Raw genomic sequence first — 14,479 nt, 5'->3', positions numbered from 1 at the left:
AGGTCACCTCGGCGGAAGGCCGCCTCGGCGGAAGAGCGGGATCAGGCCGCGGAACGGCGCGCACCGGACGCGCGCCATCGGCGCCCGTTGATCTGCCCCGGCTCGCAGCCGATGTGATACCGCACCCGGCGGCCGTGCACCCGCCTCGCGGGCGCCCTGCACCCCCGCGGGCGGCACCCGCGCGCCAGAGCCGCGTACGGCCCCGCTCCGGCTCCGTGGCGCCGGAGCCCGGACGGCGTGGAACAGCTCCGGCGGGAGTCCGTACGGGGGCCGGGGCGAGGGCGGGCGGCGGTCATCGGGGCTCAGCCCCTGCCGTGCCGCAGCGCAGGGTGGGCGCCGGCGGCGACCAGATCCGCGACGGCCGTCTTCGGGTCCTTGCCGGTGACGAGGGATTCGCCGACGAGCACGGCGTCCGCACCCTCGTTGGCGTAGGCGATCAGGTCGTGCGGACCGCGGACGCCGGACTCGGCGACCTTCACGACGTGTGCCGGGAGCTCCGGCGCGATGCGGGAGAAGTTCTCGCGGTCGACCTCGAGCGTCTTGAGATTACGCGCGTTGATCCCGACGATGCGCGCACCGGCGTCGAGAGCCCGCTGCGCCTCGTCCTCGTCGTGCGCCTCGACCAGCGGGGTCAGCCCGATCGACTCGGACCGTTCGATCAGCGAGACCAGCGCCTCCTGCTCCAGGGCGGCGACGATCAGCAGCACGACGTCGGCGCCGTGCGCCCGCGCCTCCCAGAGCTGGTACGACGAGAAGACGAAGTCCTTGCGGAGCACGGGGATGTCGACCTTCGCCCTGACGGCCTCGAGGTCGGCGAGCGATCCGCCGAAGCGCCGCTGCTCGGTGAGGACCGAGACGACGGCGGCGCCGCCCGCCTCGTAGTCCGCCGCCAGCCCGGCGGGGTCGGCGATCGCGGCGAGCGCGCCCTTCGAGGGGCTGGAGCGCTTGACCTCGCAGATCACCTTCACGCTGTCGCCCTTGAGGGCGGCGACGCCGTCCTTCGCGGGCGGGGCAGCCGCGGCGCGCTCCTTGAGTTCGTCGAGGCTGACGCGCGCCTGCCGCTCGGCAAGGTCTTCACGCACGCCTTCGATGATCTCGTCGAGCACACTCACGCGAGCGGCCTCCTTCTTGCTGGGACCGGCCTTCGCACAAGGCACAAAGGCTGGTCGGAACGGGCAGTGCGATGCTATCGGGCCTGAGCCGGAGGTCTCGCATCCGGTTGGCTCGAACTGCGTATTCGGGACAGAGCACCCGGTTGTACGCTCCGTCGCGCGCGTGCGGGGCTGCTCACGGGGCGAGCGAGGAGCCCGCCGGCAGGTTCCGCACGACCGTGAAGATCAGCGCTGCGGCCCCCAGGGCCCACCAGTGCGGGCTGCGCAGCGGCACCGTCACCGGCCTCGACCGCAGCACGCGCACCACCCAGAACACCACGAACACAGCGAAGAGTGCGAATCCGAGCACTGCCAGGGCGTTCGCGCCCAGGGCGGCCGCCACGTCTCCGTGCGCGAGGGCGTGGGCACTGCGCAGCCCGCCGCATCCGGGGCAGTAGACGCCGGTCAGCGCCAGCAGCGGGCAGACGGGATAGTGGCCGGGCTCGTTGGGGTCGACGGACCCCACGTAGGCGAAAGCCGCGCCGGCGACCGCGACGGCGGCGCCCGGCGCGACGAGCCGGGACGCCGGCGAAGCGGGCCGGCGCCCCGCGGGAGTGGGCTCCCGCCCGGTCAGGACGACTGCTCCTGCGGCTGGGCGCCGCGTCGGCCGTTCTTGGGACCGGGCTTGGACTGCCCGAGGCCCGCGGCCCGCATCAGCGCGCCGACGACACCGCCCGCGGCGATCACGACCAGCCCGGCGACGAATCCCACAGGCTCGGCCAGGACCGTGTAGATCCCCGAGATGCAGAACCCGATGAAGACGATCGTGACGCCCGTCCACGCCGCCAGGGTGTGACCGTGGCTGTTCCCCGCCATGTGTGCTCCTCGTAGTCCAACCGACTTCCGGCGAGCGGGCCGTCGGGCCCGCTCGCACCCCATTCTCCCTCTCCCCCGCGCGGCGGCCTCGCCAGGGGTGCGCTCGCCGGTGAGGCGTGCGGACACCCCGCCGTCAGCGGCTTCTTCCTCCTGCCGCGCCGCGGGGAGGCGGCGCACAGGGCGACGCGCTCAGGCGGAGCGGGGAGGGGCGCCTCCGGTGGGGTCCTCGCCGCGGTCGAGCGCCTTCCACATGTCCTCGGGACGGTCCGGGTCCACGGCGGCCGGAACGCCCCGCTGCCTGCGGGAGGTCCGTTCGTACCGCGAGCTCCCCGACATCGACGGCCACTGCGCCCCGTACCGCACGGCCAGCACGCCCGCGAGCAGCAGCAGCACGCCGCCCGCTGCGGAAAGGTACGGCCAGGCGGTGACGTGCACCGCTTCGATGCCGCTCTGCGTGAGGCCACTGGTCTTCGCCGCCTTCTCGACGAGCGGCGCCCGGTCGTCCGCGCTGAGCAGCGGCGAGACGACGGTGCCCGCACCGCACAGCGTCAGCAGCCCCGCGACCACGGCGCGGCTCTTGCGCCGTACGGCGAGGACCGCGACCAGCGAGGCCAGCCCGACCAGGGCGAGCGCGCTGGGCAGGCCCGTGACGTCGCCGCCCTTGGCCTGTACAGGCACCTGTCCCTGCGCGAAGGACGCCGTGGCCTCGCTCCACACCTGCCCGCCGGCGACGAGCGCCGCCGCCGCACCGGCCGCACCGAGCAGCAGCGCGACGCCGAGCGCGCGCCCGGCGGCACGGGAGCGGGCGGCGGCGGGTGACGCGGACCTCCCGCCGCCGCTGGGCACGGACGGGTCTCCCGCGGATCTCCCCGAGGGGGTCGCGGGAGCGGCCTGGGCGGAGCCGGTACCGCGGCCGGGTTCAGCACTGGGTTCGGCGGCGGATCCGGCAACGGGTTCGGCAGCGGCGCCGGAGCCGCTGCCGGTTCCGCTCCCGTCCGCGGTCCCGGTCTCGTCCACGGCCCCGGCCTCGTCCGCGGCCCCGGTCTCGTCCACAGTCCCGGTCTCGTCCGCGGCCCCGGTCTCACTCGGGGTCGCGGTCTCGTCCGCGGCTGCGGCGCCCGGTTCGCTGCGGGTCTCGCTGCCGGGGGTGGGGTCCTTCGCGCTGTCCGATGAGCGTGCCGATGGTACGGAAGTCACCCGTCCACGCTACCGCCGAGCTTTTCGGCGCTGCGGACCGCCCTGAGGACGGCTGCCGCCTTGTTGCGGCACTCGGTGTCCTCCGCGACGGGGTCCGAATCGGCGACCACGCCCGCGCCCGCCTGCACGTATGCCGTCCCCTGCCGCAGCAGCGCCGTGCGGATCGCGATGGCCATGTCGGCGTCCCCCGCGAAGTCCAGGTAACCGACGCAACCGCCGTACACGCCGCGCCTGGTGGGCTCCAGCTCCTCGATGATCTGCAGCGCCCTCGGCTTCGGCGCCCCGGAGAGCGTGCCGGCCGGGAAGCACGCGGCCAGGGCGTCGTAGGCGGTCCGGCCTTCGCCGAGGCGGCCCGTCACCGTCGAGACGATGTGCATGACGTGGCTGTAGCGCTCGATCGACATGAAGTCGACGACCTCGACGCTGCCCGGCGCGCACACCTTGCCCAGGTCGTTGCGCCCGAGGTCGACGAGCATCAGGTGCTCCGCCCGCTCCTTGGGGTCGGCGAGCAGCTCCTCGGCCAGAGCGGTGTCCTGCTGCGGGGTCTGGCCGCGCGGCCGGGTCCCGGCGATGGGGTGCATCATCGCCTGGCCGTCCTCGACCTTCACCAGCGCCTCCGGGCTCGACCCGACCACGTCGAAGCCGCTCATGCCGTCGGCGCCGTCCGCGAAGCGGAAGAGGTACATGTACGGGCTGGGGTTGGTCGCGCGCAGCACCCGGTACACGTCGAGAGCCGCGGCCGTGCAGGGCGTCTCGAACCGCTGCGACGGCACGACCTGGAAGGCCTCGCCGGCGCGGATGCGCTCCTTGATGTCCTCGACCCACGCCTGGTAGGTGGCGCCCCCCGAGCGGGCCGTGAACTCCGGGAGCTGCGACGGGGGCAGCACGGCGGGGGCCGCCGGCACGGGACGGGCAAGGTCCTCGGCCATGGCGTCGAGCCGGGAGACGGCGTCCGCGTACGCCTCGTCGACGCCGGTGTCGAGGTCGTTGTGGTTGATGGCGTTGGCGATGAGCATCACCGTGCCGTCGCGGTGGTCGAGCACGGCCAGGTCGGAGGCGAGCAGCATCGTCAGCTCGGGCAGCGCCAGGTCGTCGGCCGTCGTCCCGCTCTCACCGACCTTCTCCAGCCGGCGCACGACGTCGTAGCCGAGGTAGCCGACCATCCCCCCGGTGAACGGCGGGAGATCAGTGTCCTCGTGCAGGTCGCGCGGGGTGTGCAGGGCCTCGACGGTCTCGCGGAGCACCCGCAGCGGATCGCCCTCCGTGGGGACCCCGACGGGCGGGGCGCCGAGCCACTGGGCCGACCCGCCGCGCACGGTGAGAGTGGCGGCGCTGCGCACGCCGATGAAGGAGTAACGCGACCACGTCCTGTTGTTCTCCGCCGACTCCAGCAGGAACGTCCCGGTCCGCTCGGCGGCGAGTTTGCGGTACAGCGCGATGGGGGTGTCGCAGTCCACGAGCAGGCGCCGGGTCACGGGGATGACCCTGCGGTCCTTCGCGAGCGTACGGAAGGCGTGGAGATCCGGAGTCGTCATGCTCGGTGACCTTAGTTGCCGTCAGCGCCGGTTGCCGTCAGCGGTCCGCGGCGACCGCCCCCGGGCGGACTCTTCCGGGCCCGGCCGGGACGTGTCCCGCACGACCGGGGCCAGTTCACCGGCGTCGAAGCAGGTGCGGTCACCGGTGTGGCAGGCGGCCCCGACCTGGTCGACCTTGACGAGCACCGTGTCGCCGTCGCAGTCGAGGGCGACCCCGCGCACGTGCTGCACGTGGCCCGACGTGTCGCCCTTGGCCCAGTACTCGCGGCGGCTGCGGCTGTAGTACGTGGCGCGCCCCGTGGTGAGCGTCCGGTGCAGGGCCTCGTCGTCCATCCAGCCGAGCATCAGGACCTCGCCGGTGTCGTACTGCTGGGCGACGGCGGGGAAGAGGCCGTCGGCGTTGCGCTTGAGGCGCGCGGCGATCGCGGGGTCGAGGGCGCTGGCGGGAGGTCGTGCAGGCATGACGCCATTGTCCCTCATCAGGGGACCTGCCGACGCCGCGCGGAACAGGTCGCCGCCGCGGCTCACGACGGCGCCCCCGGCACGTCCGCCGGCGCCCGTACGCCGCAAGGTCGACCGCGTGGCCGCTCCCGCCGCGCCGGGCGGCTGCCGCGGCGCCGGTTATCGGGCAGTTGGAGGCGTGGCGCCCCAAATCGCCGCCACCGCGGGCCACCGGTCGTACGCTTGGCGGCATGTCGACCCATGCCAAGCGTGAACGTCTCATCCTGGCCGATCTGTTGGAGAGCAGCGGGCCGGAGGCCCCGACCCTGTGCGAAGGCTGGAAGGCCCGGGACCTGGCCGCGCACGTGGTCGTACGGGAGCGCCGTGCCGACGCGGCGGCCGGCGCCCTCATCAAGCCGCTGGCGCAGCGCCGGGACCGGGTGCACGGGGAGTTCACCTCCAAGCCGTACGAGGAACTGATCCAGCTCATCCGCACCGGGCCGCCCCGCTCGTCCCCCTTCGCGCTCAAGCAGGTCGACGAGGCGGCGAACACCATCGAGTTCTACATCCACGCCGAGGACGTCCGCCGCGCCGCCCTCGACTGGACTCCGCGCGAGCTGGACTCCGTCTTCCAGGACGCCCTGTGGAAGCGCCTGGAGAGCACCGCCCGCGTCTTCGGCCGCAAGTCGCCGGTCGGGCTCGTGCTGCGCCGGCCCAACGGGCAGACGGTGGTGGCCCGCAAGGGCACGCCGGTCGTCACCGTCACCGGCGAGCCCGGCGAGCTCGTGCTGTACGTCTCGGGGCGCCAGCGCGTCGCGCGCGTGGAGACCGAGGGCGAGAAGGAAGCCGTGGCGCGGGCGCACGAGGCGCAGTTGGGGATCTAGGGAGGTTCGGAGGGGCCGCGTTCCCACGCGCGGACCGATCGCACGGCGGCAGGCATCACCAGGCCTGCCGCCGTGCGCGCTCTCCGGGGTCGCCCGGGGCCGGCAACACCGCGTCCCCGCCCCGCCGTTCAACGCCCCCACCCCGACCGGACTTGGCGGCTCACCGCACCGATCGTTCGATGATCCGCTGGAGTTCGCGTGCCGCACGGGGCGGTGAGACGTCGCTGCGGTGGGCGACCGAGATCGTGCGGTGCAGGCCGGGGCGGGCGAACGGTGTGACGCGCAGGCCCGAGCGGTCGGCGACCATGCGGGGTACGACGGCGATGCCGAGGCCCGCCCGTACGAACCCGAGCACGGCGTCCATCTCGCCGCCCTCGACGGTGAATTCGGGCTCGAATCCCTCGGCGCGGCAGGCGGCGAGCGTGAACTCCCGCAGGTCGTAGCCGCGTCGGAACATCGCCAGCGGGTGCTCGCGCAGGTCGGCGACGCGCAGGGCACGCCTGCGGACGGGCGGGGGCCCGGCCGGCGCGGAGACGGCGACCAGTTCCTCGCGCAGCAGCTCGGCCGTGGTCAGCGCGGGCGCCTGGACGGGGAGCGGGGTGATGACGAGCGCGAGGTCGAGTTCGCCTTCCGCGAGGACGCGGACAAGGTCCTGCGAGCCGCCCTCGTGGACGTGGAGTTCGACGCCGGGGTAGCGGGCGTGGAAGTCGCGCAGCACGTCCGGAACGAGACTGGCGCACAGGCTCGGCGGCGCCCCGAGCCGCACCCGCCCGCCGCGCAGCCGGGCGACCTCCTGCACCTCGCGGCGCGCGGTCTCGGTGTCGGCGAGGATGCGCCGGGCGAGGGGCAGCAAGGCCTCCCCCGCGTCGGTGAGGCCGATGTGGCCGCGCGCCCGGTGGAACAGCTCGGCGCCCAGCTCCCGCTCCAGGGCACGGATCTGCTGCGAGAGGGACGGCTGGGCCACGTGCACGGCCTCGGCAGCCCGGGTGAAGTGCCTGGTGTCCGCGACGGCGGTGAAGTACCGGAGCTGGTGCAGCTGCATACGGCAAGCATAGGTAGCGATAGTCTGTGGCTATCGAAATCAGCTCCAGCCTCTCTTGGACTAATCGCCGGAGCCTCTTTAACGTCGGCCGCATGGCAACGGCGACAGGACCCCGTCCCACAGGCCGGAAAGCCCCCCGGGAACCCCGGGGACCCCGGCGGCCGAGGACGTGGCCGGGCAGGCTGTGGGGCTCGACCATCGGCAAGAAGGCCGTCATGGCGGTCAGCGGCCTGATCATGCTGCTGTACCTGGTCGTGCACATGCTGGCCAACCTCAAGATCTTCTTCGGGGCGGCCGACTTCAACGGCTACGCGCACTGGCTCCGCACCGTCGGCGAGCCGTTCCTCCACCACGAGTGGTTCCTCTGGTCGGCGCGGGTGGTGCTGCTGGCGGCCGTCACCGCTCACGCCGTCTCCGCGTACCGGCTCAGCCGTCTGGACCGCGCGGCGCGGCCGCAGCGGTACGTCCACAGGCGGCGCCGCGCGAGCTACGCCACGCGCACGATGCGGTGGGGCGGCGTCATCCTCGGGCTCTTCGTCGTCTGGCACGTCCTCGACCTCACGACTCTGACCGTCAACGAGCGCGCCGCGCCGGGACGTCCGTACGAGAACGTGGTGGCGACCTTCTCCACCTGGTACGGCAACACCGTCTACCTCGCGGCGATCCTCGCTCTGGGGCTCCACGTCCGGCACGGCTTCTGGAGCGCCGCACAGACCCTCGGGGCCGGACGGGCCCGCCGGGACCGGGCCCTGAAAGCGACGGCGAACGTGCTGGCGGCCGTGCTGACGCTCGGCTTCGTCTCCGTACCCGTAGGCGTGATGACCGGATTGGTGGGCTGATCGGCATGAACCGTCACCTGGACTACCTCGGCTACCGCACCGGCGAACCGCTGCGCGACACCAAGGCGCCCTCCGGGCCCGTCGCCGGCCGCTGGGACGCCCGCAGGTTCGACGCCGCCCTGGTCAACCCGGCCAACCGCCGCAAGTACACCGTGATCGTCGTCGGGACGGGCCTCGCGGGCGGCTCCGCGGGCGCGACGCTCGCCGAACAGGGCTACCGCGTCGTGCAGTTCTGCTACCAGGACTCACCGCGCCGCGCGCACTCCGTCGCGGCGCAGGGCGGCATCAACGCCGCGAAGAACTACCGCAACGACGGCGACTCGGTGCACCGCCTCTTCTACGACACCGTGAAGGGCGGCGACTTCCGCGCCCGCGAGTCCAACGTGCACCGCCTCGCGCAGATCTCCGTCGAGATCATCGACCAGTGCGTCGCCCAGGGCGTGCCCTTCGCCCGCGAGTACGGCGGACTCCTCGACACACGTTCGTTCGGCGGGGTGCAGGTCTCGCGCACGTTCTACGCCCGCGGCCAGACGGGGCAGCAGCTGCTGCTCGGCGCGTACCAGGCCCTCTCCCGCCAGATCGCCGCCGGGAACGTGGAGATGCATCCACGCACCGAGATGCTCGACCTCGTCGTGGTCGGCGGACGCGCCCGCGGCATCGTCGCCCGCGACCTCGTCACCGGCCGCGTCGGCACCTACTTCGCAGACGCCGTCGTCCTCGCCACCGGCGGGTACGGCAACGTCTTCCACCTCTCCACCAACGCCAAGAACTCCAACGCCACGGCCGTCTGGCGCGCCCACAGGCGCGGCGCCCACTTCGCCAACCCGTGCTTCACCCAGATCCACCCCACCTGCATCCCGCGCTCCGGGGACCACCAGTCCAAACTGACGCTGATGAGCGAGTCGTTGCGCAACGACGGACGCATCTGGGTGCCCGCCGCCCGCGGCGACGGGCGTCCGCCGGAGCAGATCCCGCACGAGGAGCGGGACTACTACCTGGAGCGGACGTACCCCGCCTTCGGCAACCTCGTGCCGCGCGACATCGCCTCACGCGCCGCGAAGAAGGTCTGCGACGAGGGCCGGGGAGTGGGCCCGGGCGGCCAGGGCGTCTACCTGGACTTCGCCGACGCCCTCGAACGGATGGGCCGCGCCGCCGTGGAGGAGAGGTACGGCAACCTCTTCGAGATGTACGAGCGGATCACCGCCGAGGACCCGTACACCACGCCCATGCGCATCTACCCCGCGATCCACTACACGATGGGCGGGCTGTGGGTGGACTACGACCTGCAGACCACGGTGCCGGGGCTGTTCGCCGTCGGCGAGGCCAACTTCTCCGACCACGGCGCCAACCGGCTGGGCGCGTCCGCTCTCATGCAGGGGCTGGCCGACGGCTACTTCGTGCTGCCCGCGACTCTCGGCGACTTCCTGGCGCGCCATCCGCACGACGAAGTCCCCGACGGGCACCCGGCGGTGGCCGAAGCCGTCGGCTCCGTCACCTCCCGGCTGGAGCGCCTCCTCGGCGTCGGCGGCGACCGCACCCCGGAGTCCTTCCACCGGGAACTCGGCGAACTCCTCTGGGACGAATGCGGGATGGCGAGGTCGGACACGGGTCTCCGCAAGGCCCTGGAGCGGATTCCGTCGCTGCGCGAGGAGTTCTGGCGCCGTGTCACGGTGCCCGGAACCGGTGAGGGGCTCAACCAGTCGCTGGAGCAGGCCAACCGGGTCTCCGACTACCTGGAACTGGCCGAGCTCATCTGCCTGGACGCCCTGCACCGCACCGAGTCCTGCGGCGGCCACTTCCGGGAGGAGAGCCGGACACCTGAGGGCGAAGCCCTGCGCGACGACGAGGAGTTCGCCTACACCGCCGCCTGGGAGCACACCGGCACCGGCACCCCGCCGGTCCTGCACAAGGAGGACCTGGTCTTCGAGTACGTACATCCCACGCAGCGGAGCTACGCATGAGGCTCACCCTGAACATCTGGCGCCAGACGGACGCCGCCTCCCCCGGCGGCATGCGCACGTACGAACTGGACGGCGTCTCACCGGAGATGTCCTTCCTGGAGATGCTGGACACCCTCAACGAGGAGCTGACCCGGCGCGGCGAGGAACCCGTCGCCTTCGACCACGACTGCCGCGAAGGCATCTGCGGCGCGTGCGGAATGGTCATCAACGGGCAGGCCCACGGCCCGGAGCGCACCACTGCCTGCCAGCTGCACATGCGGCACTTCTCCGACGGTGAGACCATCGACGTCGAGCCGTGGCGGGCCGCGGCCTTCCCCGTCGTGAAGGACCTCGTCGTGGACCGCGGCGCGTTCGACCGTGTCGTCGGCGCCGGAGGCTACATCACGGTCCCGACCGGCTCCGCCCCGGACGCCCACGCGACTCCCGTGCCGAAGCCCGCCGCGGAGACGGCCTTCGAGCACGCCGAATGCATCGGCTGCGGCGCGTGCGTGGCCGCCTGCCCCAACGGTTCGGCGATGCTCTTCACGTCGGCCAAGGTCAACCATCTGGCCGCGCTGCCGCAGGGCGCGCCCGAACGGGAGTCCAGGGTCCTGCGGATGGTGGAGCAGATGGACGAAGAGAGCTTCGGCGGCTGCACGTTGACGGGCGAATGCGCGACGGCCTGCCCCAAGGGCATCCCGCTCTTCTCCATCTCCTCGATGAACCGCGAGTACCTGCGCGCGGTGCGCAAGGGCGGGGAGGCCGCGGACTGACGAGAGCGCGGATGAACGAGGCGAACGCGGATGAACGGGGCGAGCAGGCACGCGAGTTGGGATCCTGACGAACCGTCAGATGACAGCGGTGCCGATCAGGCCCTCTCTGGTGACCAGCGCGGCGAGCTCGTCCTCGCTCAGCCCCTCCGTGCCGTCCGGCCGCCGCGGCAGCACCATGTACCGGCTCTCCGCGCTGGAGTCCCACACGGTGACGGCGGTGGTCTCCGGCAACTCGAAGCCGAACTCCGCCAGCACGGCACGGGGTTCGCGCACGACACGCGAACGGTAGGCCTCGCTCTTGTACCAGGAGGGCGACGGCCCGAGCAGCGCCACCGGGTAGCAGCTGCACAACGTGCAGACCAGCACGTTGTGCGTCTCAGGGGTGTTGGCGACGACCTTCAGCCGCTGCTCCTGGAGCCCGCCGGCCATGGAGAGGCCGACCTCGGGCAGCGCGGCGTTGGCGTCCGCGAGCAGCCGCTCGCGGAAACCCGGGTCGGTCCAGGCGCGGGCGGCGATGCGCGCGCCGTTGAGCGGCGATGCGCCCCGCAGCACGGAGGTGAGGACGGCGTCCAGTTCGCCGTCGGTGACGAGGCCGTCCGCCACGAGCCGCTCCTCGAGGCGGCGCACTCGCGCGGCGATCGGGTTGCCTGCGTGCGTTCCGCTCATCTCACGCCTCCTCGTTCGGAGCGTACGGCTCCAGATATGACTGCCACAGGTCCAGCGTCACCTCGTGGTCGCCCTCGCCCCACAGGTCGCGGGCGGCGAAAGCGACGGTGTAGACGGGCTCGACACGCGGCTCCTCCCGGCGCCGTGCGACGTCGTCGGCGAGGGGCCAGCTGCCGGTGACGGACACGACACGTCCGATGCGCCCCCGCGCGTACGTGGGCAGCCGCGTGTGCCAGTCGGGGTCGACGGCGACGGCGCGGACCCGGTCCCCGGGGGTGAAGTGGGCGGGCAGCGCCTCGCGTTCAGCCATCCGTTCCGCCCGCCCCGCCGGTGAGCTCCTCGATCGCGTGCAGCCAGCGCTCGTAGTACGAGGCGGCCAGATACTCCTGCGGCGGCATGCGTTCGATGGCGTCCCGGAACTCGTCGAGGCTGTAGACGCCCCTGCGCACCAGCGAGACGTTCAGCGCGTAGACGCGTGCCTCCCAGTCCGCGTGGAAAACGGGTTCGTTCTCCTCCGGCACGACGGGCCCGAAGCCCGTCTGCCCTCCCACGTCGTTCACCCTGCTCATGCGCCGCAGCCTATTCCGGCGCCGCGAGGGCCGGGAAGCGCCCGGATCTCCAGCGCGCCGCGGCGGCACCCCCGGACGTGCGGTGAGGCCGGACGCGGCCGGGTGAGCGGCCGAAGCCGCACGATGAGTTCTCCTCCCCGCCAGGGTCCGCACGGTCAGCCGACCTTGCGAGGAGAGAGTCATGTTGCTGGCTGACAGGACGGCGATCGTCCACGGCGGCTCTGGAGCGGTGGGGGCAGCGGTCGCCCGCGGCTTCGCACGTGAGGGCGCCGTCGTCCACCTCACCGGGAGGACGGTTCCGGCGCTCGAAGCCGTCGCGCGGCGCATCCGTGACGACGGTGGATCCGCGCATGTGGCTGAGCTGGACGCCACGGACCGCGACGCCGTCGAGCGCCATGCCGCCGCGGTGGCCGCACGGCACCTGGTCCGCCGCGGCAGCGGCGTCGCGATCGTGGAAGGGCACGGGACCGTACCGTCGTTCGTGGTCACCGGCCTCACCCGCGACCGGAGGCGCGAGGGCCGCGGCGCCTCGTCCCGCGTTCACCGCACCGGGTGGCCCGCTTCCTTCAGGGTGTGCTTGACGTCGCCGATGCTCAGGTCGCCGAAGTGGAAGACCGAGGCGGCCAGCACCGCGTCCGCGCCCGCGCCGACGGCTGCCGGGAAGTGCTCCAGGCGTCCGGCACCGCCGGAGGCGACCACCGGAACCGTCACCTCGGCGCGGACCGCTCCGATCATCTCCGTGTCGTAGCCGTCCTTCGTGCCGTCGGCGTCCATGGAGTTCAGCAGGATCTCCCCCGCACCCAACTCCCCTGCCCTGTGCGCCCATTCGACGGCGTCGATGCCCGTGCCGCGCCGGCCGCCGTGCGTGGTCACCTCGAAGCCCGAGGGCGTGGCGGTCCCGTCCCCGCAGCGCCGCGCGTCCACGGAGAGCACGAGCACCTGGCGGCCGAAGCGTTCCGCGATCTCCCGGATCAGGTCCGGACGTGCGATCGCGGCGGTGTTCACCCCGACCTTGTCGGCGCCGGCGCGCAGCAGCCTGTCGACGTCGTCGCCCGTGCGGACGCCGCCTCCGACCGTCAGCGGGATGAAGACCTGCTCGGCCGTGCGCCGCACGACGTCGTACGTGGTCTCCCGGTCAGACGAGGACGCCGTGATGTCGAGGAAGGTCAACTCGTCGGCGCCTTCCGCGTCGTAGACCTTGGCCATCTCGACCGGGTCCCCGGCGTCGCGCAGGTTCTGGAAGTTGACGCCTTTGACGACCCGGCCGGCGTCCACGTCCAGGCAGGGGATGACTCGTACGGCGACGGACATTGCTGTGTTGCTCCTTGCAGATGCGTGACGCGTGCGAAGCCGATTCGCAGCACGCGTACGGCAGTCGGACGTTCCAGGGTTCCGGGGGTCTCGCCGCGACGCGGCTACGCGGCCCCGCGGAAGGCTTCGAGTTCCACTTCCACCAGCACCCGGGAGTCGACGAAGCCGGAGACGACCACCACGGTGGCGGCGGGCCGCACCTCTTCGAAGATCTCCCGGTGCGCACGGCCCGCGAACTCCACGTCGCGCGAGTGCGTGAGGTACACCCGGGTGCGGATCACCGACGAGGCGTCGAGTCCGAAGGGCGTCAGGGCCTTCAGCGCGTTGCCGAACGCCGCCTTCGTCTGCTCGTACGGGTTGCCTTCCCCCATCAGCTCGCCGCCGTCCGCGAGGGGAAGCGTCCCGGCGACGAGCACCCGGTCGCCCGCCGCGACGGCGCGCGCGAATCCGATCGACTCCTCCCAGGGGCTGCCGGACTGGACACGCTCGACGTCGCGCGATTCGGGCGGAGTCATGACGAGACGGCCTCCAAAGCCTCTTCCAGGGTGAACGCCTTGGCGTAGAGGGCCTTCCCCACGATCGCGCCTTCGACGCCCTCCGGCACCAGCGACGCGATCGCGCGCAGGTCGTCGAGGGAGGAGACGCCGCCGGAGGCGACGACGGGGCGGTCCGTGGCGGCGCAGACGTTCCGCAGCAGCTCCAGGTTGGGGCCCTTGAGGGTGCCGTCCTTGTTGATGTCGGTCACGACGTAGCGGGCGCAGCCCTCCGCGTCGAGGCGCTCCAGGGTCTCGTACAGGTCGCCGCCGTCCCTCGTCCAGCCGCGGCCGCGCAGCGTCGTCCCCCGGACGTCCAGACCGACGGCGATCTTGTCGCCGTGCTCGGCGATGACCTTGGCGACCCATTCGGGCGTCTCCAGGGCGGCCGTGCCGAGGTTGACGCGGCGGCAGCCGGTGGCGAGCGCGGCGGCGAGGGTGTCGTCGTCGCGGATGCCGCCGGACAGTTCGACCTTGATGTCCATGGCACGGGCGACCTCGGCGATACGGGCGCGGTTGTCGCCCGTGCCGAAGGCCGCGTCGAGGTCCACGAGGTGCAGCCACTCGGCGCCTGCGCTCTGCCAGGCGAGCGCGGCCTGCAGCGGGTCGCCGTAGGCCGTTTCGGAACCCGATTCGCCGTGCACGAGGCGTACGGCCTGTCCGTCGCGGACGTCGACGGCGGGAAGGAGCTCCAGCTTGCGGGCGGACTGTCGGGAGGATTCGGGCACTTTCGGCATCTCCGGGCTTCGAAGTGGTGGTACTGGTGGGGCTCGGCGGCCGGA

At 72.7% G+C, this 14,479-nt stretch carries 18 protein-coding genes and 1 pseudogene; 5 read left to right on the top strand and 14 right to left on the bottom strand.

What is annotated here, in order from left to right; translation table 11 throughout:
* Positions 1 to 41: 41 nt before the first annotated feature.
* From trpM to hisI, 7 genes are all read right to left on the bottom strand, one after another.
* Entirely contained in the window at positions 42 to 296 is a 255-nt protein-coding gene (gene trpM, locus H181DRAFT_RS29895) for a tryptophan biosynthesis modulator TrpM (protein ID WP_074467810.1), read from the bottom strand.
* Positions 297 to 302: 6 nt separating this feature from the next.
* Positions 303 to 1,112, bottom strand: a complete 810-nt coding sequence (trpC, locus tag H181DRAFT_RS11150; RefSeq protein ID WP_045864188.1) for an indole-3-glycerol phosphate synthase TrpC — start codon at positions 1,110 to 1,112, stop codon at positions 303 to 305.
* Between the two features lie 175 nt (positions 1,113 to 1,287).
* On the bottom strand, positions 1,288 to 1,725 hold the full coding sequence (locus tag H181DRAFT_RS11145) for a DUF2752 domain-containing protein (RefSeq protein WP_045864401.1): 438 nt from the start codon (positions 1,723 to 1,725) through the stop codon (positions 1,288 to 1,290).
* The gene (locus tag H181DRAFT_RS11140) at positions 1,722 to 1,967 is read right to left on the bottom strand and encodes an HGxxPAAW family protein (protein WP_045864187.1); all 246 of its coding nucleotides are present in this window, start codon (positions 1,965 to 1,967) and stop codon (positions 1,722 to 1,724) included. Before H181DRAFT_RS11140 ends, H181DRAFT_RS11145 begins: the two co-directional genes overlap by 4 nt.
* Before the next feature lie 189 nt (positions 1,968 to 2,156).
* Complete coding sequence (locus H181DRAFT_RS11135) at positions 2,157 to 2,813, bottom strand: TIGR02234 family membrane protein (RefSeq protein WP_045864400.1); 657 nt, start codon at positions 2,811 to 2,813, stop codon at positions 2,157 to 2,159.
* A gap of 347 nt (positions 2,814 to 3,160) precedes the next feature.
* On the bottom strand, positions 3,161 to 4,699 hold the full coding sequence (locus H181DRAFT_RS11130) for an anthranilate synthase component I (RefSeq protein WP_045864186.1): 1,539 nt from the start codon (positions 4,697 to 4,699) through the stop codon (positions 3,161 to 3,163).
* A 21-nt stretch (positions 4,700 to 4,720) separates the two neighbouring features.
* Positions 4,721 to 5,161, bottom strand: a complete 441-nt coding sequence (gene hisI / locus H181DRAFT_RS11125; protein WP_074467826.1) for a phosphoribosyl-AMP cyclohydrolase — start codon at positions 5,159 to 5,161, stop codon at positions 4,721 to 4,723.
* 230 nt (positions 5,162 to 5,391) lie between these two features.
* On the opposite strand from hisI, the gene H181DRAFT_RS11120 reads away from it, so the two are divergent.
* On the top strand, positions 5,392 to 6,024 hold the full coding sequence (locus H181DRAFT_RS11120; RefSeq protein ID WP_045864185.1) for a TIGR03085 family metal-binding protein: 633 nt from the start codon (positions 5,392 to 5,394) through the stop codon (positions 6,022 to 6,024).
* A 160-nt stretch (positions 6,025 to 6,184) separates the two neighbouring features.
* Here H181DRAFT_RS11120 and H181DRAFT_RS11115 read toward each other — a convergent pair whose 3' ends face one another.
* The gene (locus H181DRAFT_RS11115) at positions 6,185 to 7,066 is read right to left on the bottom strand and encodes a LysR family transcriptional regulator (RefSeq protein ID WP_045864184.1); all 882 of its coding nucleotides are present in this window, start codon (positions 7,064 to 7,066) and stop codon (positions 6,185 to 6,187) included.
* A gap of 92 nt (positions 7,067 to 7,158) precedes the next feature.
* On the opposite strand from H181DRAFT_RS11115, the gene H181DRAFT_RS11110 reads away from it, so the two are divergent.
* Genes H181DRAFT_RS11110 through H181DRAFT_RS11100 form a run of 3 tightly spaced genes read left to right on the top strand, consistent with a single transcriptional unit; the run spans position 7,159 to position 10,618 of the window.
* Positions 7,159 to 7,905, top strand: coding sequence for a succinate dehydrogenase (locus H181DRAFT_RS11110; RefSeq protein ID WP_078895660.1), 747 nt, complete (start codon positions 7,159 to 7,161; stop codon positions 7,903 to 7,905).
* A gap of 5 nt (positions 7,906 to 7,910) precedes the next feature.
* Complete coding sequence (locus H181DRAFT_RS11105) at positions 7,911 to 9,866, top strand: fumarate reductase/succinate dehydrogenase flavoprotein subunit (protein ID WP_045864183.1); 1,956 nt, start codon at positions 7,911 to 7,913, stop codon at positions 9,864 to 9,866.
* A complete protein-coding gene (locus tag H181DRAFT_RS11100) occupies positions 9,863 to 10,618 on the top strand; it encodes a succinate dehydrogenase/fumarate reductase iron-sulfur subunit (protein WP_045864182.1) in 756 nt (251 codons plus the stop codon). The genes H181DRAFT_RS11105 and H181DRAFT_RS11100 overlap by 4 nt, the downstream gene beginning before the upstream one ends.
* A gap of 75 nt (positions 10,619 to 10,693) precedes the next feature.
* Here H181DRAFT_RS11100 and nthA read toward each other — a convergent pair whose 3' ends face one another.
* Genes nthA through H181DRAFT_RS11085 form a run of 3 tightly spaced genes read right to left on the bottom strand, consistent with a single transcriptional unit; the run spans position 10,694 to position 11,853 of the window.
* Positions 10,694 to 11,284 carry a nitrile hydratase subunit alpha gene (nthA, locus tag H181DRAFT_RS11095; RefSeq protein ID WP_045864181.1) on the bottom strand — a complete coding sequence of 197 codons (591 nt, stop codon included), beginning with the start codon at positions 11,282 to 11,284 and terminating at the stop codon, positions 10,694 to 10,696.
* Between the two features lies 1 nt (position 11,285).
* Complete coding sequence (locus H181DRAFT_RS11090; protein WP_045864180.1) at positions 11,286 to 11,594, bottom strand: SH3-like domain-containing protein; 309 nt, start codon at positions 11,592 to 11,594, stop codon at positions 11,286 to 11,288.
* A complete protein-coding gene (locus H181DRAFT_RS11085) occupies positions 11,587 to 11,853 on the bottom strand; it encodes an SH3-like domain-containing protein (RefSeq protein WP_045864179.1) in 267 nt (88 codons plus the stop codon). Before H181DRAFT_RS11085 ends, H181DRAFT_RS11090 begins: the two co-directional genes overlap by 8 nt.
* Positions 11,854 to 12,034: 181 nt before the next feature.
* On the opposite strand from H181DRAFT_RS11085, the pseudogene H181DRAFT_RS28355 reads away from it, so the two are divergent.
* A pseudogene (locus H181DRAFT_RS28355) lies at positions 12,035 to 12,262 on the top strand (SDR family NAD(P)-dependent oxidoreductase); the annotation flags it as partial.
* A gap of 131 nt (positions 12,263 to 12,393) precedes the next feature.
* On the opposite strand, the gene hisF reads toward H181DRAFT_RS28355, so the two are convergent.
* The 3 genes from hisF to priA all read right to left on the bottom strand — a co-directional run bounded on the left by hisF (position 12,394) and on the right by priA (position 14,425).
* Complete coding sequence (gene hisF, locus H181DRAFT_RS11075; RefSeq protein WP_045864177.1) at positions 12,394 to 13,164, bottom strand: imidazole glycerol phosphate synthase subunit HisF; 771 nt, start codon at positions 13,162 to 13,164, stop codon at positions 12,394 to 12,396.
* 104 nt (positions 13,165 to 13,268) lie between these two features.
* Positions 13,269 to 13,679: a RidA family protein gene (locus H181DRAFT_RS11070; RefSeq protein ID WP_045864176.1), complete on the bottom strand. Its 411-nt coding sequence runs from the start codon at positions 13,677 to 13,679 to the stop codon at positions 13,269 to 13,271.
* Positions 13,676 to 14,425 (bottom strand): bifunctional 1-(5-phosphoribosyl)-5-((5-phosphoribosylamino)methylideneamino)imidazole-4-carboxamide isomerase/phosphoribosylanthranilate isomerase PriA, encoded by a 750-nt coding sequence (gene priA / locus H181DRAFT_RS11065; RefSeq protein WP_229712230.1) that lies wholly within the window; start codon positions 14,423 to 14,425, stop codon positions 13,676 to 13,678. Before priA ends, H181DRAFT_RS11070 begins: the two co-directional genes overlap by 4 nt.
* Positions 14,426 to 14,479 lie beyond the last annotated feature (54 nt).

It is taken from the genome of Streptomyces sp. WMMB 714, from assembly GCF_900090125.1.
Taxonomy (GTDB): Bacteria; Actinomycetota; Actinomycetes; order Streptomycetales; family Streptomycetaceae; genus Streptomyces; species Streptomyces daqingensis.
The sequence above is the reverse complement of the archived record's forward strand: the minus strand, read 5'-3'. Positions and strand labels throughout refer to the sequence as shown.